At 67.7% G+C, this 23,199-nt stretch carries 18 protein-coding genes; 7 read left to right on the top strand and 11 right to left on the bottom strand.

Annotated features, from left to right (window positions below; genetic code table 11):
• Positions 1-83: 83 nt before the first annotated feature.
• The 3 genes from Q8K84_RS12925 to Q8K84_RS12915 all read left to right on the top strand — a co-directional run bounded on the left by Q8K84_RS12925 (position 84) and on the right by Q8K84_RS12915 (position 3,989).
• Positions 84-1,823, top strand: coding sequence for an ATP-binding protein (locus Q8K84_RS12925; RefSeq protein WP_305283074.1), 1,740 nt, complete (start codon positions 84-86; stop codon positions 1,821-1,823).
• Between the two features lie 75 nt (positions 1,824-1,898).
• Positions 1,899-2,879, top strand: coding sequence for an alpha/beta fold hydrolase (locus tag Q8K84_RS12920; RefSeq protein WP_305283073.1), 981 nt, complete (start codon positions 1,899-1,901; stop codon positions 2,877-2,879).
• A gap of 51 nt (positions 2,880-2,930) precedes the next feature.
• Positions 2,931-3,989 (top strand): methyltransferase domain-containing protein, encoded by a 1,059-nt coding sequence (locus Q8K84_RS12915; protein WP_305283072.1) that lies wholly within the window; start codon positions 2,931-2,933, stop codon positions 3,987-3,989.
• 13 nt (positions 3,990-4,002) lie between these two features.
• Here Q8K84_RS12915 and Q8K84_RS12910 read toward each other — a convergent pair whose 3' ends face one another.
• The 8 genes from Q8K84_RS12910 to Q8K84_RS12875 all read right to left on the bottom strand — a co-directional run bounded on the left by Q8K84_RS12910 (position 4,003) and on the right by Q8K84_RS12875 (position 15,778).
• Positions 4,003-5,601, bottom strand: coding sequence for a leucyl aminopeptidase (locus Q8K84_RS12910; protein ID WP_305283071.1), 1,599 nt, complete (start codon positions 5,599-5,601; stop codon positions 4,003-4,005).
• Positions 5,602-5,720: 119 nt separating this feature from the next.
• Positions 5,721-6,026: a DUF2149 domain-containing protein gene (locus Q8K84_RS12905; protein ID WP_305283070.1), complete on the bottom strand. Its 306-nt coding sequence runs from the start codon at positions 6,024-6,026 to the stop codon at positions 5,721-5,723.
• Positions 6,026-6,496 (bottom strand): MotA/TolQ/ExbB proton channel family protein, encoded by a 471-nt coding sequence (locus Q8K84_RS12900; protein ID WP_305283069.1) that lies wholly within the window; start codon positions 6,494-6,496, stop codon positions 6,026-6,028. The genes Q8K84_RS12905 and Q8K84_RS12900 overlap by 1 nt, the downstream gene beginning before the upstream one ends.
• On the bottom strand, positions 6,483-10,427 hold the full coding sequence (gene cobN, locus Q8K84_RS12895) for a cobaltochelatase subunit CobN (protein ID WP_305283068.1): 3,945 nt from the start codon (positions 10,425-10,427) through the stop codon (positions 6,483-6,485). Before cobN ends, Q8K84_RS12900 begins: the two co-directional genes overlap by 14 nt.
• Positions 10,428-12,383, bottom strand: coding sequence for a TonB-dependent receptor domain-containing protein (locus Q8K84_RS12890; protein WP_305283067.1), 1,956 nt, complete (start codon positions 12,381-12,383; stop codon positions 10,428-10,430).
• Between the two features lie 120 nt (positions 12,384-12,503).
• The gene (locus tag Q8K84_RS12885) at positions 12,504-13,340 is read right to left on the bottom strand and encodes a universal stress protein (RefSeq protein WP_305283066.1); all 837 of its coding nucleotides are present in this window, start codon (positions 13,338-13,340) and stop codon (positions 12,504-12,506) included.
• Between the two features lie 52 nt (positions 13,341-13,392).
• The gene (locus Q8K84_RS12880) at positions 13,393-15,015 is read right to left on the bottom strand and encodes an MBL fold metallo-hydrolase (protein ID WP_305283065.1); all 1,623 of its coding nucleotides are present in this window, start codon (positions 15,013-15,015) and stop codon (positions 13,393-13,395) included.
• A gap of 106 nt (positions 15,016-15,121) precedes the next feature.
• Entirely contained in the window at positions 15,122-15,778 is a 657-nt protein-coding gene (locus Q8K84_RS12875) for a TetR/AcrR family transcriptional regulator (protein ID WP_305283064.1), read from the bottom strand.
• Positions 15,779-15,879: 101 nt separating this feature from the next.
• On the opposite strand from Q8K84_RS12875, the gene Q8K84_RS12870 reads away from it, so the two are divergent.
• The 3 genes from Q8K84_RS12870 to Q8K84_RS12860 all read left to right on the top strand — a co-directional run bounded on the left by Q8K84_RS12870 (position 15,880) and on the right by Q8K84_RS12860 (position 18,446).
• On the top strand, positions 15,880-17,472 hold the full coding sequence (locus tag Q8K84_RS12870; RefSeq protein WP_305283063.1) for a carboxylesterase/lipase family protein: 1,593 nt from the start codon (positions 15,880-15,882) through the stop codon (positions 17,470-17,472).
• A gap of 89 nt (positions 17,473-17,561) precedes the next feature.
• The gene (locus Q8K84_RS12865; protein WP_305283062.1) at positions 17,562-18,014 is read left to right on the top strand and encodes a YaiI/YqxD family protein; all 453 of its coding nucleotides are present in this window, start codon (positions 17,562-17,564) and stop codon (positions 18,012-18,014) included.
• A 78-nt stretch (positions 18,015-18,092) separates the two neighbouring features.
• Complete coding sequence (locus Q8K84_RS12860) at positions 18,093-18,446, top strand: DUF1428 domain-containing protein (protein ID WP_305283061.1); 354 nt, start codon at positions 18,093-18,095, stop codon at positions 18,444-18,446.
• Between the two features lie 5 nt (positions 18,447-18,451).
• Here the strand turns inward: Q8K84_RS12860 and Q8K84_RS12855 are convergent, their stop codons facing one another.
• Both Q8K84_RS12855 and Q8K84_RS12850 read right to left on the bottom strand, forming a co-directional pair.
• Entirely contained in the window at positions 18,452-20,380 is a 1,929-nt protein-coding gene (locus Q8K84_RS12855; protein WP_305283060.1) for an alpha/beta fold hydrolase, read from the bottom strand.
• Between the two features lie 76 nt (positions 20,381-20,456).
• Positions 20,457-20,714, bottom strand: coding sequence for a hypothetical protein (locus Q8K84_RS12850; protein WP_305283059.1), 258 nt, complete (start codon positions 20,712-20,714; stop codon positions 20,457-20,459).
• Between the two features lie 137 nt (positions 20,715-20,851).
• Here Q8K84_RS12850 and Q8K84_RS12845 point away from each other — a divergent pair, with 137 nt between their 5' ends.
• A complete protein-coding gene (locus tag Q8K84_RS12845; RefSeq protein ID WP_305283058.1) occupies positions 20,852-21,331 on the top strand; it encodes a DUF421 domain-containing protein in 480 nt (159 codons plus the stop codon).
• Positions 21,332-21,335: 4 nt separating this feature from the next.
• Here the strand turns inward: Q8K84_RS12845 and thiC are convergent, their stop codons facing one another.
• Positions 21,336-23,177, bottom strand: a complete 1,842-nt coding sequence (gene thiC / locus Q8K84_RS12840; RefSeq protein WP_305283057.1) for a phosphomethylpyrimidine synthase ThiC — start codon at positions 23,175-23,177, stop codon at positions 21,336-21,338.
• Between the last annotated feature and the right edge of the window lie 22 nt (positions 23,178-23,199).

Here is a 23,199-nt window from a genome sequence, read left to right as displayed (position 1 = left end):
GGTCCCGCGACCCGCGGCCGCATTTGAGTTAGGTGGGCCTTAACGGCGACATGGCACCGTTCTTTCAGCGAACGGAGTTTTCTATGTCGCCCGAGGAAATCGCCGATATCACCACCGTCCTGCGGGAACGGCATCGCACAACGCGGGCACGTATCGTTGCGGCGACGGTCCTGGGGGCGCTGTTCGGCGCCTTCGTCGGCTGGGGGCTCATGGCGGCCTGGTGGGCGGCATTCGTCCTCCTGCAGACCTACGAGAAACACGCCTATCCGCTGTCCCGCTCCCTGACGCCCCGTTCCGCGCGGGGCCTGCTGTGGCTCACGGCTCTGAACGCCGTGGTCTTCGCCTCGATCGCCCTGGTCGGCCCCCTTGTGGACGGCCCGTGGGGGGCCACGGGCGGAGCCTGGATGCTGGCAGGCGCCACCTGCTACGTCGTTCTATCCAATATAGCGTCCCGGCAGATGTTCCGCGCGGCGCTTGCACCCTTCGCGCTCATGATGGTCCTGCTGCTGATTGAATCGCGATGGGTTGGCGCTCCCTGGAGCAGCATATTCACAATGGGCGCCGCGGGGCTCATGGTCCTGGGCGTCGCCGGCGCCCTGTGGCGAGCGGCCGCCGCGGCGCGCGCACGCGAGACGGCGGCTCGTGACGAGAGCGAGCGACGTCGCCTCGAAGCCGAAAGCGCCGTCGCCGCAAAGTCGGCCTTCATCGCTGTGGTCAGTCATGAGCTGCGCACCCCGATCAGCGCCATTCTGGCCGGCGCCGAAGACCTTCGGCGCAACGCCCACGGAAGCGAGGCGGCAAAGGCCGAAATGATCGCCGAAGCCGGCGCAATGATGCGCACCCTGCTCAACGACCTGCTGGATCAAGCCAAGCTCGAGGCTGGCCGTATGAGTGTGGAGACCATTCCGTTCGACCTGCGTCATCTCCTGGCCCAGCAACTGATTTTCTGGCGAGCCGAGGCGCGCCGCAAGGGTCTGCGCCTGAGGCTTGAAGGCGGACGATCATCTCCCCAATGGGTGTCAGGTGACCCCACCCGACTGCGGCAGATCCTCAACAATCTGCTGTCGAACGCCATCAAGTTCACCGAGGCTGGCGGCGTCACCCTTAGCCTGGGCGCCGACGGGGAGGGTCGGGTGGTCCTTTCGGTTCAGGACACTGGCCGCGGACTTGACGCTGCGGCCCTGGAGCAGCTTTTCACCCCCTTTCAGCAGGCTGCGCCGGATGTGGCGCGAACTCACGGCGGGACCGGCCTTGGCCTGGCCATCAGTCGCGATCTGGCGCGGCTCATGAATGGCGACCTGGTCGCAGAGTCGCGGCCAGGCCACGGGGCCTGTTTCACCCTTGCCCTGCCCCTGCCGGAGGCCTCAACGCCAGCCTCGCCCCTGCAGGCCGCAGAGCAACCTGATCTGCCGCCCGCCGCCGTGCTGGTGGTCGACGACCATGAAATCAATCGCCGCGCCATAGGCCTGATGCTGCGCGAACTGGATGTCAGCCTGACTGAGGCCGCGTCCGGCTTCGAAGCCCTGGGACTCCTGGAGCAGCAGCCCTTCGATCTGGTGCTGATGGATTGCCACATGCCGGGTATGGACGGCCTGTCTGTGACCCGCGAACTGCGCCGTCGCGCCGGTCCCAACCAGCAGACCCCCGTCATCGCCGTCACCGGGGCCGGGGAGCCAGCCCACATCGCTGCCTGCCACGACGCCGGCATGAATGATCACGTTCTAAAGCCAATCGATGCGGCAAGGCTGATCGAAGCCATGGGCCGAGCCCTTTCTCCGGCGGGGAATGACTCGCTCGAAGAGCCGGCAGCGAGACAGGGCTGAACGCCAGATTGACCTCGATCATGGCCTAGCCACCCTGGGCGAGCTCAGCGTGGCCCCTGGTCAGGAGGTTGTTCCATGACGCCGATCCGGTGGGTTGTCGCCGCCGCCGTCCTGCTGGGTCTTGTTCTGGCTGGATTGGCGATCGACGCGTTTCAGCATGACATGATCCGGGCGCGGGCGCCCTTGACCGCCGGCAGCCAGCTCATCGACAGTCCGTTCGGCCCCATCGAATACGCCGATGTGGGAGATGGGCCTGTGGTCCTGGTGATCCACGGTAGCGGCGGCGGCTTTGACCAGGGTCTGGCCTTCTCGGCGCGACTTGACCGCAGCCAGACGCGCATCATCGCACCTTCGCGCTTCGGCTATCTGCGCAGCGCCATGCCGCAGGACGCCAGCCCGCAGATGCAGGCCGACGCCCTGGCCTATTTGCTGGACAACCTCGGGGTAGAGCAGGCGGTGATCTTCGGCGGCTCTGCAGGCGCGCTGTCCGCAGCCCAACTGGCCCTGCGCCACCCGCGGCTTTGCCGCGGTCTGGCTCTGGGGGTTCCGGCTCTCTACGGGCCTGGCCGCGCCCCGGAGGAGAGAGCGCCGGCCTCCTGGACCGTCCGCACCCTGACAGACCTGGCCCTCGGATCGGACCTGGTCTTCTGGCTGGCCGTGCGTGGGGCGCCCGACCTCATGACCCGCATGGTGCTCGCCACCGAACCTGAGGTGTTAAGGGCGGCTGGCGCTGAGGAATCCGCACGGGCCGCCCACGTGCTGTTCCACATCCTGCCCATCAGCGCGCGGCGAAGAGGCATCGCCATGGACTCCGCCACCGCCGGCAGTCCGCCCCCCTACCCGCTTCAGGACCTGACCTGTCCGGTCCTGGCGATCAGCGCCCGGGACGACCTCTATGGGACAGCGGACGCCGCCGCTCATGCCGTGGCCCTAGCCCCGCGGGGACGGCTGATCCTGTTCGACCAGGGCGGCCATCTGTGGGCCGGTCATGACGCCGAGATCTGGGCCGCAATCGCCGGCTTCATCGCCGATCCAGACGGCTCTGTAACCCCTTAGCCTCCTGCGCCGAAGGCTGTCAGATAGCCGCTCAAGCTGGAGAGACGCCATATGACCGTCATGGGACTGGACAACGCACGCGCCTATTATGGCGAGGTGCTGACGCACTCCGGCGACCTGCGCACCGACGCCTGCGCCACCGCCGAGGCGCCACCCCTGGCCATTCGCCAGGCCCTGTCCCAGGTGCATGACGACGTCCGGGCGCGCTACTATGGCTGCGGCCTCGTGGCGCCTCAAGCCCTGGACGGCGCGCGCATTCTCGACCTCGGCTGCGGTTCGGGCCAGGACGTTTATGTGCTCTCGCAACTCACGGGCCCGGCCGGCCATGTGGTCGGGGTCGACGCTACGGCGCAGCAGCTAGAGGTCGCCCGGCGGCATGAGGCCTGGCACCAGGCGCGGTTCGGCTATCCCACCTCCAACGTCACCTTCCTGGACGGGGACATCGCCCGGCTTGAAGACCTCGGTCTGGAGGCCGGCAGCTACGACGTCATTGTCTCCAACTGCGTGATCAATCTCGTGGAGGACAAGGCCGCGGTGTTCGCCGCAGCCTGGCGCCTGCTGAAGCCGGGCGGCGAGCTCTATTTCTCCGACGTCTACGCCGACCGCCGGGTCCCCGAGACCCTTCGCCGAGACCCTGTCCTGCATGGGGAATGCCTGGCCGGCGCACTCTATTGGGGGGATTTCCTCGGTCTCGCCAAGGGGGCCGGGTTCGGTGATCCTCGCCTGGTGTCGGATCGACCCCTGGGCCTCAACGACCTTCGGGTCAAGGAGATGGTGGCGCCCATCGCCTTCTTCTCGGCCACCTATCGCCTGTTCAAGCTGGAGGAACTGGAGCCCGCCTGCGAGGACTATGGGCAGGCCGTGCGCTACAGGGGCACGATCCCCGGCTCGCCGGGGGTTTTCACCCTCGACAAGCATCACAACATCGAGACGGGCCGGTTGTTTCCGGTCTGCGGCAACACCTGGCGGATGCTGGCCGAAAGCCGGCTGGCCCCCCATTTCGAATTCATGGGCGACCGCAGCCGGCACTTCGGGGTGTTCAAGGGCTGTGGCTTGGATCTGCCCTTCAGTCCCCCCGCCGAGGCGGGTGCGGCGGGGGGGTGTTGCTAGGGCGCGCTGCGGCTCAAGGCTGGAAATCGCGGACGAAGCGCTCCAGCAATCGCACGCTATAGCCGGCCGAACCCGCAGGACCGGTATCGGTGGCCGCCCCATAGGCGACGCCTGCGATATCCAGGTGGGCCCAGGGGGTGTCGCGGCTGATGAACTCGCCGATGAAGTGGGCGCCGGTTCCAGCCCCCGCGCCCTCGCCGCCGCCATTCTTCAGATCGGCGATGGTGGAGCTGATGTCAGCGGCATAGTTGGGATGCAAGGGCAGACGCCAAAGGGGCTCGCCGACGCGATCTCCGGCGGCGGTCAACTGGTCGGCCAGGGCGTCGTGGCGGCTGAACAGACCCGCATACTCATCCCCCAGGGCGCCGCGCACCGCGCCCGTAAGCGTGGCCACATCTATCACAGCGGCGGGTTGCAGATTGGCGTCCACCCAGGACAGGGCGTCGGCCAGGACCAGCCGGCCCTCAGCGTCGGTGGAGATGATCTCGATGGTCTTGCCGTTCATGGCGGTCAGGACGTCAGCCGGCCGGGTGGCGCGGCCGTCGGGCATGTTCTCGGCCAGGGCGGCGATGGCCACCACATTGACGGGGGCCCCGGCCTTGGCCAAGGCCATGATCGCCCCGGTCACGCTGGCGGCGCCGGACATGTCCATCTTCATATTGCCCATGTTCGTGCTCGGCTTGATGGAGATGCCGCCGGTGTCGAAGGTGATGCCCTTACCCACCAGCACCACCGGCGCGGCCGGTGCGCCGGTCCCGCGGTAGCGCATGATCAGCATGCGCGGCGGCCGCTCCGAGCCCTTTCCGACCCCCAGAATGGCCCCCATGCCCAGGCGCTCCATGGCCGGAACATCCAGCACCTCGATGGTCACGCCTGACACGCCGCTCAGGGCTCCGCGGGCGCGATCCACAAAGGTCTCAGGGTAGAGCCTGTTGGCCGGCTCATTGGAGACGTCCCGGGCCCAGGCCATGGCCGCCACCAGCGCTTCGCCTCGGGGACGGAACAGGGCCTGCGCGGCCGAGGCCGCCTCGGTGACGACGGTCACGGGCCCCGGGGCGGCGCGCTCGCGGGCCTTGGCCTGATAGAAGTCGGAACGGTATTCGCCGAGCCCCAGGCCGATGGCGAACTCCGCGGCCGCCTCGGCCGACAAACCGCCGGCCAGGACGGTCAGGCCGCCCGATTCATCGCGCAGGGCGCGGCCGGCGACCGCGCCGGACGACTGCCAGGTCTTGGCCTCAGGGGTCTCCCCCAGGCCTGCCACATAGATAGCGTCCCATGCGCCCAGGCCCCGAAGGGTCAGGGACTTGCCGTCCCCATAGGTGAACTGGGCTGAGGTGAGCGCCCGGGCCACAGCCTCGCGCTCGGCGGCGTCGAGCCCCGTGGCGCGGCGGGCCAGATCGCCTTCCGCCGCCAGAGGCAGGACGAGGACGCCCCCGGGCGCCGGCGCGTCCACCGTGAAGGTCACCTGGCGCTGGCTGGCTGGAACCGCGACGGTCGCAGCCGAGGCCTGGACGCTGCGGCCCTGAGCCTCTGCGGCGGCGGGCAGGCTAAGCGTCACGGCCAGGGCGAGGGCGCTGGGAGCGGCGAAGGCGAAGAGACGACGAGGGATCATTCAGGAGGCTCCAGGTCACACGGGATGTCGCCGCGCCGGCGAGCCGGCGACGCGCGGGGCGACAGATTGGTCGCCAATCAAGAGGGTCTATGAGCCGCCGGCAACCCCACCCGGGTCAACTATTCGGGCACATAGACCATCTTGCCGTCAGGCAGGCGGTAGGTGATCCCGGCCTTTACGCCCTGGCCTTCCCCAATGGCGCCTGAGGATTCGTAGCGAGTCAGCTCCTCGCCTTCCTTGATGATCATCGTCATGTCCGCGGCGCCCGGATTCTGCACCACAACGACGTTTTCGGCGTTGAAGGGGTTCAGCGGATTTTGAACGATGACGATCATCAGGATCGCGATCACCACCACAAAGACGTCGATCAGATTGACGACCGACAGAATGGGGTCGTCGGCCTCATCGTCCTCCAGAAATCGCATCAGGCCTGACCCCGCTCAAAGCTGCGCAGCTCCTCCAGCAGCCAGCGTCGGCGGATGGTGAGGATGACATGGGTGATGCTCGCCGCGATCAGGGCCAGGACGACGCCGGAAAAAGCCACCACCAGGTTCTCACCGATCGTCCGTCCGTCGCCTTCGCCCAGGGCCAGCAGCGCCGGCCCCATGGGGATCATGGTCGCCACCAGGCCCAGCATGGGGGCGCTGCGCGAGGTGATGCGCAGCCACTCCAGGCGCTTCATGATCCACAGCTCCAGATCCTCGCTGGAGGCGCCTGTCGCCGCCTGATGGGCGAGGAGGCGCGAGCTGTAGGCGCCAGAGCGACGCTGCATCGACTCCATCAGGAAGGCGCCGAGGGCCACAAAGGCATAGGCCAGGGCGATGACGATCAGGGTCAGGGCCGGCAGAAGAAAAAGTCGGGCAAGGTCGAACAGACCCGCCTCAAGGCCGTGCATGGGACAACTCCAGTAAGGGACGCTGACGGGACTTTGCCTGGCCGGCCGCCCCGATCAGGGTGAAGGTCAGAAGGGCCGCGAGGCCCAGCAGGGCGCGCCAGGGCGACGTAGGGATCGGGGGCGCTGGCGGTCGCACCTTCTCCAGCACCTGTCCCCGAACAAGGGGCGGCGGGGCGGGCGTGAGTTCGGCCGCTGGCGCCGGAGGTAAGGTCTCTCCCGTGGGCGCTTGGCCTTGAGGTGCGGCGGCGCCTGTCGCTGGCGCCTGCGCCGACAGGCCAAAGCCGCTGCTGAGCAGGGCGGTGGTGGTCGCCTCGCCGGCCATGGCCCCGGCCTTGGTCAGCTCTGCCCAGCGTTCGGAGAGTTGGGCCAGGGTTTCGGCGTCCGGGGTCCAGTAGCCCTTGCGGATGGTCTCGGTCAGCCGCTCGATGAGCTGGGCCTGGGCGGTAGGATTATGAGCCTCAAACCAGTCGTTCAACCCCAGATTCCGGCGGTCCATGACGAAGGTTTCGTGCATGGCCTGCCACTGGTCGGGACGGACCATGGCCGGATCGGTCACCTGCCAGCCGAACAGGTTGTTGGTGACGTCGAGAATCTCCAGCGTCCCGGCATAGCCCTCCCCCTGCATGGCGGTGATCCACTGGGGGTTCAGATAGCGGCTGCGCAGTTCGTCGGAGAGGACCGAGGCGGCGGTCCCCACCCGCGGAGTCGCCCCCCTGGCGTCGGTGATGAAAAGGTCCGGGCTCGCCCCGTCCAGCTTGCGGATCGCCATGGACAGGCCGCCCAGATACTCGAACGGATGGTCGGTGGAGAGTACGCCGTGCAGATTGGACGAGCGCGACAGCACCGCGGCCTGCACGCCGCTGAGCTGGGCGGCGAACAGGTTGGTCCCCTCGACCGTCTCCCCCCAGGCCTCAGCCCCATAGGCGTACTGCAGCCGCGAGAGGAAGCGGTCAGCCACCTCCCCGTCGGACTCCCAGGCCGTAGAGTCCAGAATGGCCGCTGGAACCCCGCTGCCATAGTCCCCGGGCGCGTTGCTGAACAGGCGAATGGCCGCCAAGCGCCTGGCCTGATCGGCCGGCTGGCCCGCCGCGATCAGCTGGGCTTCCACCCGGGCGCTGTTGGCGGCGACCTCATTGCCGACCTCCTCAAGCGCGCCCAGCCGGGCCAGCGCTCCACCCAGCAGGCGCATAAATCCGTCGAACTGGTCGCGATAGACGCTGGTGATTTGAAACACCACATCCACCCGGGGCCGTCCAAGCTCAGCGGTCGGGACGATTTCCAGGTCCACCACTCGCCCGCCCTGGTCCCAGACCGGCCGCAGACCGAGCGCATGCAGGGCCTGGCTCTCCACGACGCCAAGGGTTCGCACAGCCTCCCCTGACCAGAGGGTAAAGGCGAGTTTTCGCGGCGGCTCGCCATGTTGTTCTTGGTAGGCGGCGAGCAGGCTGTCGAAGGCCTCGCCGCCAGCGATATAGGCCGCCAGGGTCGGTAGCTTGTCAGGCTCGAAGCTGAACAGGTTGCGACCGCTCGGCACATCTGGATTCCGCACGGGATCGCCGCCAGGGCCCGCGGCGATGAAGCCGCCAGCGAGCCCGGCCAGCAGCGCCTCCATCTCTCCCGTCTCGGCCAGATGGCGATCCAGCTCGGCGGCCCGCTTCAGAAGGGCGAGCAGAGGCTCGTCGGCCACCGCCTCCAGGGGCCTGTCCTCGCGCAGATGCCGGTGGAGGAAAAGATAGGGTTCGCTCTGGCGGATCTGTTCGGCGTCTTCGGCGAACACCTCGTCGGGGTCGAGGCCGAGCTGTAGATAATAGGGCCGGCCCAGCTGCTGCATCACCGTCATCAGGCGCTGTTCAGGCGCGGCCGCCTCCCCGAAAGTATGCAGGCCAAGCGGTGTCACCGAGGCCGCCAGGGCATGCAGGTGGTCGTGCAGATCGAGCATATAGTCCGGAAAGGCCGCCTCAACCCGCGCCGCATCCCAGCCGATGTCCTGGGCCAGGCCCTCGCGCAGGGTCAGGTCAGCGATCTGGTCGGCGGTGCGGTCGCGCACCGGTCCATCCTCGAGCTGGCCGTACTCGTGGACCAGGGCGTGGACGTCGCGCAGTTCGTCATAGAGGCCGGCCGGGGCGAAGGGCGGGGTCTGGTGGCTGATCGTCACCGCCCGGCCGCGTCGGCGCGCCTGGATGGCCTCGCCGACATTGTCCTGAATGTAGGGATAGAAGACCGGGACGTCCCCGACGGTCAGGAAGGGATAGTCCTCCACCGACAGGCCGCGATCCTTGCCCGGGGTCCATTCCTGGGTCCCGTGAGTGCCGAAGTGGATCAGGGCGTCGCTGGCCAACGACCCCCGCATCAGCAGATAGGCGGCCAGATAGAGGTGGCCCGGCGGGACCTTGGTGTCGTGATAGGACTCGCCTGGGCGATCAGCCCGGGGGGGCTGGGGCATCAGGGTCAGCTTGCCCAGGCTTAGCCGGGGGATGACAAAGTGGGGTTCGCCAGCCACGCGGCGCACCGCCCAGTGGTCTTCAGGCGCGCCCCAGCGCTGGCGGACCGCCGCGCCGATCTCCGGGGCTTGGGCGTCGAGCCACGCCCGATAGGCGGCGACCGGAAGGGTGGCCGCCAGGTCCCGGGCCAGGAGATCATCCAGGGTTTCTGGCCGATAATAGCCTCCGAGCAGGGCCTGAGCCCCGCTGATCAGAGCCTGCTCGTCGGTTGGCGGCACATCATAACCCTCGGCCGCCAGTCGGGCGCTCAAGGCCTCAAGGCTGCGCGGGACGTTGAGGTTGGACGCCCCCAGGTTCTTCTCGCCCCCTGGATGGTTCCAGAACATCAAGGTCAGGCGCTTGTCGGTGTTGGCCTTGGACCGCAGGGCGCCCAGACGGGCGGCCTTGGCGGTCAAGGCGTCGACCTGGGCCGGGATAGGGCGGGTCTCGCCCCGATCCACCGTCGCCAGGACCATGGGGTCGCTGACCCCCCACGCCTCCGGGGTGGCGAGCAGAACCGCGGTGGACTGGGTGGCCAGGCCGGTGGGAGAGGCCCGCCAGGCCGCGAGGTCGCCCTCCCGGTAGACGAACCCCGACAGGACCGGCAGGCCGAGCGCCTCGAACTCCGCCTTGCGTGCGCCGCCGTTCTGCAGGTGCTGCAGATTGACCAGCACATCCAGGCCCGCCGGCTTGGCGATCGCGGTGATGGCGTCGGCCTGGGCGGCTTCGAACCAGAAGACCACCGGTGCGATTCCCTTGGCCTCGGCGCTGCGGACCAGAGCGTCCAGCAGGGCTGTCTCACCGCTGGAAATGGCGCCGCCATAGGTGATGATCCCCAGGCGGGGGGCGTCCGCGACCCAGCGGGCCTGGCCCCAGGCGAGATAGTCCGCCACTGCGGCGAACGGCCGGGGGGCATCCGGGTGGTAGATCCCGCTGGCCGGCAGGGCCTGCGGCTCGGGAAACCCGCTCAAGTCTGCGCCAGCGATCACGGCGGACGCGTAGGCGAACAGCGCCTGGTGATTGGCCGCCCCGCCATTGGCGAAGTAGGCGCTCAGCCGCGCCGCCGCCTCGGGCCGCAGGCCGCCGCCAAAGGCTGGGGGGCCGCCGCCGACCCGCAGCCAGGGAACCGGAGCATCCTCAAGGACGCCCTCCAGTCGCCCCATGACCTTGGCCAAGTCATTGGCCCGCGGGGTGTCGATCAGGATCAGGTCGACGCCTTCAAGCCAGGCTTGCGCGGGCCGCGGGTCAGTCTCGACCCAGACCCCATCCAGGCCCAGGCCCTGAGCCGCGGCCACGACCCGCATGCGTTCAAGCTTGCCGGGCAGGACGAAGTCTGTGGTGATGACCCGCATGCGCGGGATATCCTCAGGGGCCGCCCCCAGGGCCGGCGACCCCAGGGCCGCCGCCAGCCAGAGGCTGAGCCCCGCGAGCCAAAGGCGTGCGCGGCCCACCTAGAAGCTCAGATTGAAGCCGAGGTGATAGAGGCGACCAGGCTCGGCATAGGTGAAGGAGCCTGACTTGTCCGCCAGCCGCTGATCGCTCAGATTTTCGATCCCGACACGCAGGGTCACGCCCTCGAACAGCCGCTGGCTCGCTTCAATCGACCAGAGCGTGTAGTCGGGCAGGCCGCCCGTGCTGACAGTCTGCTCGCCCACATATTCCGTCCGGAGCTGGGCGCTCAGGGCCGGGCTCGGCCGCCAGCGTAGCGTGGCGTTGGCGCGGGACTCCGGCCGCTCCAACAGCGCCTGGCCGGTCTGACGGTTTTCAGTCTCAAGGCGGGTGTAGTTGGCCGCCAGGTTGAGGTTGGCCGGGAGGTCCAGGTCGCCTCCAAGCTCCAGTCCGCGAATCCGCGCCTCAGCGACGTTGCCATAGACCCGCACCTCGCGCCCCCGGACGCCGCAAAGGCGCACGCACTGGGTTTCCACCAGGTCTTCCAGATCGTTTTGAAAGACCCCGAGCCGCACCGACCAGCCCTCGCCCGCATAGTCGGCGCTGGCCTCGTAGGTCGTGCCAATCTCTGGCTTCAGGTCTGGATTGCCAAAGACGGTGAACCGGCCGCCGGCCGCCACGACCTGATAGTCCGGCGACAGCTGAGTCAGGCTGGGCGCCTTGAACCCGCGACCGACCCCGCCCTTCAGGGTCAGGCGTTCATTTAGATGAAACACCGTGTAGAGGCGGGGGCTGGTCTGCCAGTCATAGGTGTCGTGGTGATCGAAGCGCGCGCCGCCGACCAGGGACCATTGCTCAGTGATGCTCCAGACGTCCTGAATGAAGAGGCCATACTGGTCGGCTTCGCTCCGGCCCTGCGCGTTGACGGCGGGGTTGCGCAGCTCCTGGCGCCGCGCCTCGCCCCCCGCGCTCAGCACATGAGCGCCCCAGGACGTGGTCACATGGCCATCGACCACAGATTCCACGATGCGCACCGTGCCGCTGGGGGTCTGGTTCTGCGAGCGGATGTTCACCCGCTCAACCTCGCTGCGATAGGCCCGCGCCAAGGTCTGGCCAAAGCCAAAGTCGCCTCGATGACTGGCGGACACCTGTTGGCGGGTGATGTCGTCGGAAAACCGGTAATAGACCGGCGCCGCGCCTGTGGTGACCGTGTCCCGGTAGCGGAAGTCTGTACCCGCCCCAAAGGTGAGATCGATCCGCTGGGAATCATCTGGCGTCCAGCTCAGGGTGGCCGAGGCGTTGAGCGCCCGGCGGCCCTCCAGCTCGGCCAACCGGGGGTCGGCCTCCTGATAGGTGGGGTCGCGGCCAGAGGCGTCGGCGTAGAGGCTCAGGCCGAGCACGCCCTCCACCAGAGGTCCGCCAGCATAGGCGCCCATCTGATAGGCCCGGCCAGCACCACGTTCGGGAACCGTCCCATTGAGTGTGGCGCTGCGTAGCCAGGAGTCGGTGGCGCTGCGGGTGATGATGTTGACCACTCCACCCAGGGCGTCGGCGCCATAGAGAGAGGACATGGGCCCCCGGACGACCTCAATGCGCTCTATCGCCTCGACCGGCGTCCAGGCCAGGTCGTAGTCGGCATGAGCGACCAGGCCGCCGACCGCGCTGATCCGTCGTCCGTCCACCAGGACCAGGGTGTGCTCCACCGGCATGCCGCGCAGGCTGATCCCCCGCCGGGTCATGCCGATGCCGGTGATGGTGACCCCCGGTTCATTGCGCAGGGCGTCGCTGAGGTCTGCGATAGGCCGCGCCTCCAGATCCTCCCGATTGACGACCGAAATGGTCGCCGGCGCGTCCCGCAGGGCCTGTGGCCCGGCCATCGGCGTCACCACCACCTGCGTCAGGTCGGTCGCGTCGTCGGCCAGGGCCGGGCTTAGCGGCGCCAGCCAGACAAGGCTCGCCAGCAGGGCCGCCCGGCGGTTGGAGACCATGGGGCGGAGAGATGGGACAGACAGCAGCACAGAACGCCTCCAACAAAGATCGGAGGTTGTGTAACGTTATAACATATCGTCGAGTCAAGCTCTTTGCCGAGACTGGCGGTCGCCCCGCTCTGGGGCTTCAGAAAATGGGCGCCTGCCCCCCTAGTGAGAGGCGAAGATCGGGATCGGGCTGTCGGCGACCATCTTGCGGCTGACCCCGCCCAGCAGCAGTTCCTGCAGCCGGGGTCGGCCGTAGAGACCCATGACCAGCAGATCGACTCCAAGCTCAGCCACCTGTCGCTCGATCACCTCGACGGCGGACTCATCCTGGCTTGGATCGGTGATCAGCTGCGCCGTGACCCCATGCTTCGCCAGCAAGCTCTGCAGCAGTCCATCGGGACCGCCCTCCCCGTCAGGGGAAACCGTCAGGACATGGACCTCCTGGGCCTGTCGCAGGATCGCCCAGGAATCCTGAAGGGCGCGCGCCGCTTCCCGGCCGCCATTCCAGGCCACCAGCACGCGCCGCCCCACGGGCGGGGCATAGTCATCATCAGGGGTGATCAGCACCGGCCCGCCGCTGGCCAGGGTCACCTGGGCGGCGCTGAGGCCGTGCTCGCTGAGGCAGGCCTTGGCCTGGCGGGGGAAGACCGTCAGGTCACTGCGCCGGGCGACCGCCAGAAAGGCCGCCGGAGAGTCGCCGCCCACCATGCGCCAGTCGTGCTCCACGCCGCTGTCGGCGCAGGCGGCCTCAAACTGACCCTTGGCTTCGGCGGCGATCTTGGCCACGGCCTCGTCATGTCCGCTGAGCACCCTTTGGACCACATCGGCCGGCAGGGCGGTCAGGCTCTCGGCCGCCATATACTGGCGGACATATTGGCTGGTCAGGAAGACGCCGGTCAGCCGGGCGCCCTGCCTCTGGGCCAGATCGGCGGCCGCCCTCGCCCGCAGCCCCGAGGCGCGTCCTTCATCAACCTGCACAATGATTTGACGAAACGACATCATCGATCTCCCTGTAGTTGTGTCGCAGACTGCCAAAGCCCTGGGGCCAAGACTAGGCGTCTGGCGTGGCGGCCGGTTCAAATTCGCTGAGGGCGCCCGCCAGCCTCGCCAGGAGAGCCTCGCGTGACGCATCGTCGGGCGCCTCCGCCAGCCTGGTGTTAAGCGCCATGTTCAGAGCCACACGGGCGTTATGCCAGTCGGCCTTTACCGCCTGTCCCGGGGCGAGGCGTGGCTTGCGCCTCGGAGCTGCGTCCAGCCGGCCGTCGACCTTAGGACCGGAAACGACATAGGTGTCGTCCATGTCCGGGATGCGGATGGCCGCCGGGGGAAAGCCGGCCGTGGCGAGGCGGTCGCGCAAGCCCTCCAGGGCGCGGGGCTCTCCGTGGCAGAGGAAAACGCCGCCGGCCACTGGCCCGCGCGCCTTGGCCCATGAGACGAGACCGCCCGCGTCGGCATGCCCCGAATAGATGTCCAGGGCGCGGATTCTGGCGCGGACCTGGACCTCTTCGCCCTGGATGCTGACCCGGCTCGCCCCCTCCTCCAGGATCCGGCCGAGCGTGCCGACCGCCTGATAGCCCGACAGCAAAACCGTGGCCTCGCGTCGCCAGAGCAGGCGTTTGAGATGCTTGCGGACGCGACCGGCGTCGCACATGCCGCTGCCAGCCAGGATGATGTGCCAGCCACGCAGGCGATCGATCCGGTCGCTCTCGGCCGGCTTGCGCAGGAAGTTCAGCCGACCGCCGGCCCGGAGGCGTTCGAAGGGGTTGACCCCGGTGGTGCGGTTGAAGCCCCTCTGCTGAAAGACCTCTGTCGCTTCAATGGCCAGGGGAGAATCCAGGAAGATGTCGGCCTCCGGGACCTCGCCGGCCTCCATCAGGGCCACCAGGTCGGCGATGAGCTCCTGGGCGCGCTCCACGGCGAAGGTGGGAATTAGGGCTGGCCCGCCGGCGGCATGGGCGTCCCGCAGTTCCTGGGCCAGCACCGCCCGGCGCTCGGGGGATGACAGGTTCAGCCGGTCACGATCTCCATAGGTCGACTCCAGAATCAGATGATCGACCCCGGCCGGGCCTTCCGGATCTGCGGCGTAATCGCGGCCGCCCTGGCCGATGTCGCCTGAGAACAGGAGCGAGGTCTCACCATCCTCGGTCTCGACCCGCAGTTCGATCGACGTGGCGCCGAGGATGTGACCCGCCTCCCAGTAGATGGCGCGCACGCCAGGCGCCACCTCGACAGGCGCCCCCAGCTTGACCTTGGAGAACTGCCGGATGGTGCGCTCGCCGTCCCGGGCGGTGTAGATCGGCTCCACCTGGGGCAGACCCCGCCGCAGGTTGCGCCGGTTCAGGTGGCGCACCTCGGTCTCCTGGATTCCGCCGGCGTCGGGCAGCATCACCCCGCAGAGATCCCGGGTGGCCGCCGTGGCGTGAATCGGCCCTGTGAACCCCGCCTTGACCAGCTTGGGCAGTAGGCCGGCATGGTCGAGATGGGCGTGGGTCAACAGGACCGCGTCAACCTTCCGCGGATCGAAGGGAAAGTCGCCATAGTTGAGGGCCTTGAGGGTCTTCGGACCCTGGAACATGCCGCAATCGATCAGCAGTCGCGCCCGCGGCGTCTCGACCTCGACACAGGAGCCGGTGACGCAGCCGGCGGCGCCGTGGAAGGTGAGGGAAATGGACATGGAGACGCCTTCAAGCCGCAGTGAACCGGCCAGGACCATCCGACGCCTGCGGGGCCCGCCCCCTGATCCAGATCAAGACGGGCGAAGCGAAGCGTCCCACCAGGCGCTAGTCGATCGCCCCTGGACCGCCGCGGACACGGTCCATGAGGAGTTGCTTCAGCAACTCGACGGCGGCTTCCACCTGCGTCTGGGCCTCAGGAAAGAGAGCATCAATAGACAGCCCCCTCAGGGCGGCGGAGTACAGGGCCACCAGGGCGTCGCTTTCGGCCCGATTGGAGAGGCCCATCCGGCGAAGCTGACTCCAGACCAGCTCTTTGTGGCGGGCTTCAAGCCGGGCGTTCAATTCTCCCAAGCGAGCCGCGAGCTCCGGGTCGCTCCTGGAGGCGAGCATCAGTTCCAGCCGAGCCACGCCCGATGGCGATGAAACCTGTCCCCACAGAACGTCCACCAGCCAACCCAACCGTTCTGGGCCATCCGGCGCCTGGCTGGCGCCCGCCAGGTGAGCCTCGCCGCGCAGGGTGGCGATGTGCTCGGCCACCCCCACCATCAGGTCGGTCCGGGAGGGAAACTGATGCAGCAGCGAGCCGCGGCTGACCCCTGCGCGTTCAATCACCTCAGTGGTCGTGGTGCGGTGATAGCCGCGCTCGTGCAGGCAGGCGATCGCGGCGTCCAGCAGGCGGATGCGCGTCGCCAAACGCCGCGCGGCGTTGGGACCTCGACGGAGCGTTGCAGCGGGATCGGGCTTGGTTTCAGGGACAGGCATCAGTCTACCTAACGCGAACCCTCGCGACAGTCTGTAGTCAGCATTGACTAGAGGATCGCTGCGCCCATAGTGGCCTCAACAATCAGCAGAGGGAGAGGCCTATGGAACCGACACGACGCACGGTCCTGGCGACGGGAGCAGCCCTGGCCGCCCTGGGCGCGGGGGTGGGCCGCAGCCACGCCGCCGAGGGTCCGGTTTTGGAAACGGCCCATGGTCCGGTGCGCGGCGCCGTCGAGGCGGGCGTCCATGTTTTCAAGGGAGTCCGCTACGGCGCCGACACCGCCACGACGCGCTTTCAACCGCCAAGGCCGCCTGAGGCCTGGGACAGCGTCGTCGACGCCCTGGCGTTCGGCGACCAGGCCCCGCAGTTCGCGGGCGGGGACGCGGGCGGCCTGTTCACCTCCTGGGCCAATCGCATGCCCGACAGCGAGGACTGTCTGTTCCTGAACGTCTGGACGCCTGGCGTGGCCGACGGAAAGAAACGGCCGATCATGGTCTGGCTTCATGGCGGTGGCTTCGCCGCAGGCTCCGGCACCAGCCATGCCTATGACGGCGTTCGCCTGGCCAAGCGGGGCGATGTCGTCGTCGTCACGATCAACCATCGCCTCAACTATTTCGGCCACCTCTATCTGGCGGAGTTTGGAGAGCGCTTTGCGGACTCCGGCAATGTCGGGATGCTGGACATCGTCCTGGCGCTCCAGTGGGTTCGGAACAATGCCGAAGCCATGGGCGGCGATCCAGGGCGCGTGATGATCTTTGGCGAATCCGGTGGTGGGGCCAAGGTCTCCACCCTGATGGCCATGGATCAGGCCCGGGGTCTCTTCCACAGGGCTGCGGTTCAGAGCGGCGCCTGGCTCACCGTCAATGAGCCGGAGGCCGCCGCCACGGCCGCAGCCGGAGTGGTGGGGCGCCTTGGCCTGACCCCTGCGACGATCAACAGGATTCTCACCGTCCCGGTGGCGGAACTCCAGGCCGCGGCACGGCCAGGGGGCCTTGGGGTGGGATCAGGACCGGTGCGCGATGGCCGTGCTCTGAAGCGCCATCCGTTCACCCCCGATGCACCGCCTCAGTCTCTGAACGTGCCCCTGCTCATTGGCCTCAACCGAACCGAGAGCACCTTGCTGGTAGGCCCCCGGGATCCCTCGACCTTTGATCTCACCTGGGAGGCCCTACCTGGCAAGCTCGCGCCGTTCCTTCCGGGCCTCGACGTCGGTTCCGTCATTGCGAGCTACCGCCAGATGCATCCGCAGGAAACCGCCAGCGACATCTTCTTCGCCGTCACCACGGACAGCCGCTTCCTGCGGGGCCATATCGTCCAGGCTGATCGCAAGGCCGCCCAGGGCGGGGCCCCGGTCTACGTCTACATGCTCGACTGGGACACGCCGGTGGACGGGGGCAAGTGGCGCTCGCCCCACGCCCTGGAGATTGGCTTCGTCTTCGACAATGTCGCCAAGTCGGAGTCCATGTCCGGGATCGGGCCCGAGCAGCAGCGGATCGCGGACCTGATGAGCGAGAGCTGGCTGGCCTTCGCCAAGGCCGGTGACCCCAACAACCCCCTGGTCCCCGCCTGGCCCGCCTATGGGCCTGCCGATCGTCAGGCCATGATCTTTGACCTGGAGCCCAAGGTGGTCAGCGATCCCAGGGGCGCTGAACGGCGGCTGTTCGACGCTCTACCGCTTGGACAGACCGGCTAAATCCTCCCACAAGGAACCGCACGGCCGGTCTTGACGGCTCGCGCCGGCGGTCCCTTGATCCGGCTCCGGTGACCTGGAGTTGGCCTGACATGGAAATTTTCATCGACGCCGACGCCTGCCCGGTGAAGGACGAGATCTACAAGGTCGCCCAGCGCTACGGCCTGAAGACCTGGGTCGTCTCCAACGCCTTCATGATGATTCCGACCTCAGCGATGGTGGAGCGGGTGATCGTCGACGCCGGCCCCGACGTCGCCGACGACTGGATCGCCGAGCATGTGGCGCCCGGCGACGTGGCCATAACCAACGACATTCCCCTGGCCGAGCGGGTGTTACAGGCGGGCGCCCACGCCATTGCTCCGAACGGCAAGCCCTTCACCGAGGACTCCATCGGCTCGGCCATCGCCCAGCGCGCCCTGATGGAGCAGCTCCGCTCCACCGGCGATATCTATGGGGGACCCAAACCCTTCGACCGCAATGACCGCTCGCGGTTCCTCCAGGCCTTGGACCAGGTGATCCAGAAGGAGCGCCGCAAGCGGGGATGAGAATTTCGCGGCGGCTGTCGGATCGCGGCGGAGGCGTTCGTCCTTGAGCTGAAACCTGACCCCGCGAAGGAGAGACCCATGCCCTATGTCGACGGCTTCGTGCTCGCAGTCCCCAAGGCCAACCTGGACGCCTACAAGGCCATGGCCACCCAGGCCTCGGAGGTCTGGATGGAGCATGGCGCGCTGAGCTATGTGGAATGCGTCGGTGACGATGTGCCCCTTGGCGAGGTGACCTCGTTCCCCCGCGCCGTCCAGGCCACGGATGACGAGGTCGTGGTGTTCGCCTGGGCCACCTATGACTCCCGCGAAAAGCGCGACGAGGTCATGGCCAAGGTGATGGCCGATTCCCGGATGGCCTATGAGCCGGACAAGCTGCCCTTCGATGGCAAGCGGATGATCTTCGGCGGCTTTGAGTCGATGATCATCCGCTAACCGCCTCAAGGAGCCGGGTTCAGCACCGATTTCAAGAACTGGACCTCGGTGGCGCGCACGGCTTCCTGGTTCGACTTCTTGTGTACGCCGTGGCCCTCGTCCTTGGCCAGGATGTACCAGACCTCCGTGCCCTGGGCCCGGAGACTGGCGACCATCTGTTCGGATTCCGAGGCCGGCACCCGGGGATCGTTGGCGCCCTGATAGATCATCATCGGCTTCTTCATCCGGTCGCTCATATTGACCGGCGAGATCTTCTCGAACACCGCGCGCATGGCCGGGTCGCGCTCATCGCCGTATTCGGCCCGGCGCAGGTCGCGGCGATAGCCTTCGGTGTTCTCCAGGAAGGTGATGAAGTCGGAGATGCCGTAGAGGTCGATAACGCCGACGAGCCTGTCATTGTAGTGGGCGGCCACAGCGAGCGCCATGTAGCCACCATAGGACTGGCCGACCACGGCCACGCGGTTGGCGTCCAGGTCCGGCTGGGTCGCCACCCAGTCCAGCAGGGCGCCGATATCCTTGACCGAATCCTCGCGCTTCTCGGCGTTGTCGAGAGACAGGTAGGTCTTTCCGTAGCCGGTGGAGCCCCGGACATTGGGGATGATCACGGCGGCGCCCAGTTCATTCACCCAGGACTGACGGCGGGGATTGAAGTTGGGAAGTTCCTGACCCTCGGGGCCGCCGTGGATCTGAATCACCACCGGCAGCTTCCCGCCGGCGCCTTCCGGCCGATAGATAAAGGCCGGGATCGAGCGGTCATCGAAGGTCGGGTAGCGGAATAGGGTCGGCTCCACGAGCCGCTCGGGATCAAGCCCGCCTATCTCGCTCTGGGTCCAGCGGGTCAGCGCGCGACTGGCCAGCTCGTAGTCCCAGACGTCCCCTGATGTTGTCGAGGTCGAGAGGCTGAGCCCCAGGCGCGCGCCGTTCTTGGAGAATTTCAGAGCGGTCAGCACACCCTTGGGCAGGTCGGGCCCCGCCAGGAGCCGGCCGGTAGCCACATCCCGCATCAGAACCTTCGAATAGCCCTCCTCATTGACCACATAGGCCAGGGTCCTTCCATCCGGCGAAAGATCAAAGGCCTCGGCGCCCCACGCGGCGTCCGGCGCCAGGTCGCGCATGGCGCCGGTGGCCAGATCGAACACCACGGGACGGGCGACTTCCGAGCCGTCGTCCGAGAGGGTCACCACCGAGGCGCCGCCCTCAGCAAAGGCGGCCCCCTCATAGAAGACCGGACGATCGGTAGGCCCCACCGGCGTCAACTGCCCGGAGGCCACGTCGAGGACGAACAGCTCCACAAACGCGATCGAGTTATAGCGGCTGATCAGGATGCGCCGACCATCGGGAGAGATGGCCGTGGGCGCCATGGCGCCCTGCCCTTCCAGCACGACCCGGCGGGACTCAGGCGCCGAGGTCTGGGCCAGCATGATGTCGTAGTTGGGATCGCCTGGGGTGACCTGGCTCCAGACCACCACCGCGCCATCCTTGGAGAAGACGAAGTCGCTATTGCGGGTGCCCTGCGCGCTGAGGCGGACCTCGGCGCCGTCCAGGTCCCGCAGGAAGCCCTGATAGTATTCTGAGCCGCCCTCATCGCGCCGATAGACGAACCGCGCCGCTCCGGGCTGGACCTTGGCCGCGGTGATCGGCTCATTGAAGAAGGTGAGCTGCGTGCGCGCCGCCCCTGGCGCGGCCAGTCGGTGGATCTGCGTCGTCTCGCCGAACCGGGTGGAGATCAGCATCGAGCCGTCGGCCAGCCAGTCCTTCAGCTCCGCTGAACGGACCTCATAATAGGGCGAGATGGTCGCCTGCAGCCCGGCTGGGGCGGCCGGAACGCCCTCATAGACCAGCTGGCCGATCTCCCGGCGCTCGACCTGGGCCAAGGCCCCACCGGCCATCAGCAGGGCCAGGCCCGCTCCGACGAAAACTGCACGCAAAACCATGGATCGGCCTCTGAACGATTGAGCGGGCGAGACTTTCCCTTTGGGCGCGCGGCGTCAATGCCGGCCGGTCAAAACCTCACCCCTGGCGGCGCAAGGCGCTCCACAGCAGCCCGAGCCCGCCCAGTATCAGCACCTGACCGATGGCGGCGATGAGGGCGGTCGCCCCGAGCCCCAGTTGAAACAAGGCCCGCTCAAGGGCTGGCGTGTGGCCATAGGAGACCGCCAGCATGGCGCTCACCAGGGCGAACCCGGCCAGGGCCGCGGCCATGCCCCACGCCGCCCGGCGCAGGGGCGACCGCCGGTCTGCCTCGGGCTGAAAACCGTCGCCGTCCATCATCCTGCTCCCCGTGAGGCGTCAGACTGCCACGCTGTGGAGACTGCGCCTTGATCGGCGTCAAGCCGGCAGGGTGGGGGAGCCTTTGTCAGGGCGAAGGGGTTGTTTGGCGATGAGACACATCGAAAGCCGATCCCATGGACGCTGAGGCCCTGTTCACCGGCTGGGACCCGATCATCCGCATCCTCGTCGTGGGAACGGCGGCCTATTTCGCCCTGGTCGTCGTGCTGCGGGCTTCGGGCAAGCGGACCTTGTCCAAGCTCAACGCCTTCGACCTGGTGGTGACGGTGGCCATCGGCTCAACCTTTTCCAGCATCCTCACCTCCAAGGACCTGGCCCTGGCCGAGGGTGTGGCGGCGCTGGCCCTGCTGGTCGGACTGCAATACGCCGTCACCTTCCTGTCGGTGCGGATCAAGGGGATCGACCAGCTGGTCAAGTCCGAGCCGACCCTGTTGTTGAAGGACGGAGAGCCCCTGCCCGGCGCCCTGCGCCAGCAACGGGTGACGCAGGACGAGCTGCGCGCGGCCATCCGCACGTCCGGCGGCGCCGATCTTGCCGACGCCGCCTTTGTGGTCCTGGAGTCCGATGGCAGCCTGAGCGCCGTCCTCAAGGGCTGAGCCCTCAGCCCTTGGGCGTCGGCACATAGACCTCGCCGCCGGCTGCCCGGAACTTCTCGCTCATCTCCGCCATGCCCTTGTCCGCCACGTCGTTTTGAGCGCGGGCGGCCTCACGGATGTCCTGGCTGATCTTCATCGAGCAGAACTTGGGGCCGCACATCGAGCAGAAGTGCGCCGTCTTGTGCGCCTCCTTGGGCATGGTCTCGTCGTGATAGAGCCGCGCAGTCTCCGGATCGAGGCCCAGGTTGAACTGATCCTCCCAGCGGAACTCGAACCGGGCCCGCGACAGAGCGTCGTCCCAGGCCCGGGCCGAGGGATGCCCCTTGGCGAGGTCGGCGGCGTGGGCGGCGATCTTGTAGGTGATCACGCCGTCCTTCACGTCCTTGCGGTCAGGCAGGCCCAGGTGCTCCTTGGGCGTGACGTAGCAAAGCATGGCGGTGCCGAACCAGCCGATCATGGCCGCGCCAATCGCGCTGGTGATGTGGTCATAGCCGGGCGCCACGTCGGTGGTGAGCGGACCGAGCGTATAGAAGGGCGCCTCGCCGCAGACGGCGAGCTGCTTGTCCATATTGGCCTTGATCTTGTGCATGGGCACATGGCCCGGCCCCTCGATCATCGTCTGGACGCCGTACTTCCAGGCCACCTGCGTCAGTTCGCCCAGGGTCTCCAGCTCGGCGAACTGGGCGGCGTCATTGGCGTCGGCGATGGAGCCAGGCCGCAGGCCATCGCCTAAGCTGAAGCTGATGTCGTAGGCCCGCATGATCTCGCAGATGTCTTCGAAGTGCTCATAGAGGAAGCTCTCGCGGTGGTGGGCCAGGCACCACTTGGCCATGATCGAGCCGCCGCGGGAGACGATGCCGGTCACCCGGTTGGCGGTCAGCGGCACATAGGCCAGGCGCACGCCGGCGTGGATGGTGAAGTAGTCCACCCCCTGCTCGGCCTGCTCGATCAGGGTGTCGCGGAACACCTCCCAGTTCAGGTCTTCGGCGACGCCGTTGACCTTCTCCAGGGCCTGGTAGATGGGCACGGTGCCGATGGGCACGGGGCTGTTGCGGATGATCCAGTCGCGGATGTTGTGGATGTTGCGGCCAGTGGACAGGTCCATGACCGTGTCGGCGCCCCAGCGGATGGCCCAGACCATCTTGTCCACCTCGTCGGCGACGGTGGAGAGCACTGCGGAGTTGCCGATATTGGCGTTGATCTTGACCAGGAAGTTGCGGCCGATCGCCATCGGCTCCAGCTCGGTGTGGTTGATGTTGGCCGGGATGATCGCTCGGCCGCGGGCGATCTCGTCGCGAACGAACTCCGGGGTCACCAGGTCGGGAATCGAGGCGCCAAAGTCCTCGCCGTCGCGGATGAAGGCCTCGCCCTCCTTGCGGCGCAGGTTCTCGCGGATGGCCACATATTCCATCTCAGGCGTGATGATTCCGCGGCGGGCGTAGTCCATCTGGGTGACGCTGGCGCCGGGGCGGGCGCGATAGACCCGGCGGGGCTGGCTGAACTCCGGCGCCAGGTGAGCCCCCCGGGCGAAGCCGTTGTCCTCCGGCTTGACGTTCCGGGGCTCGGCCACGACCTCCACGTCGCCGCGGGAGACGACCCAGGGTTCGCGGGTGCGCGGCAACCCCTTGTCGATGTCGATGCTGGCGGTGGGGTCAGTATAGGGGCCTGAGGGATCATAGAGGGTCACCGGCGGCTCGCCGGCGCTCTCATGGACCGCCACCTCACGGAACGGCACCCGGATATCTGGCCAGAGCCGCCCGGCCTCATAGACCTTCTTAGAGCCCGGACGCTCGCCGGTGGGGATGGCGTCGGCGTCCAGGGTCGGTGTCAGCGGCTTGTTGTTCATGGTTGGTCTCTGCGAGGAAGCA

The organism is Phenylobacterium sp. (assembly GCF_030679875.1).
In the GTDB taxonomy this organism is placed as follows: Bacteria; Pseudomonadota; Alphaproteobacteria; order Caulobacterales; family Caulobacteraceae; genus Phenylobacterium.
Note: the sequence above shows the minus strand (reverse complement) of the source record. Positions and strands in the feature narration are given on the sequence as shown.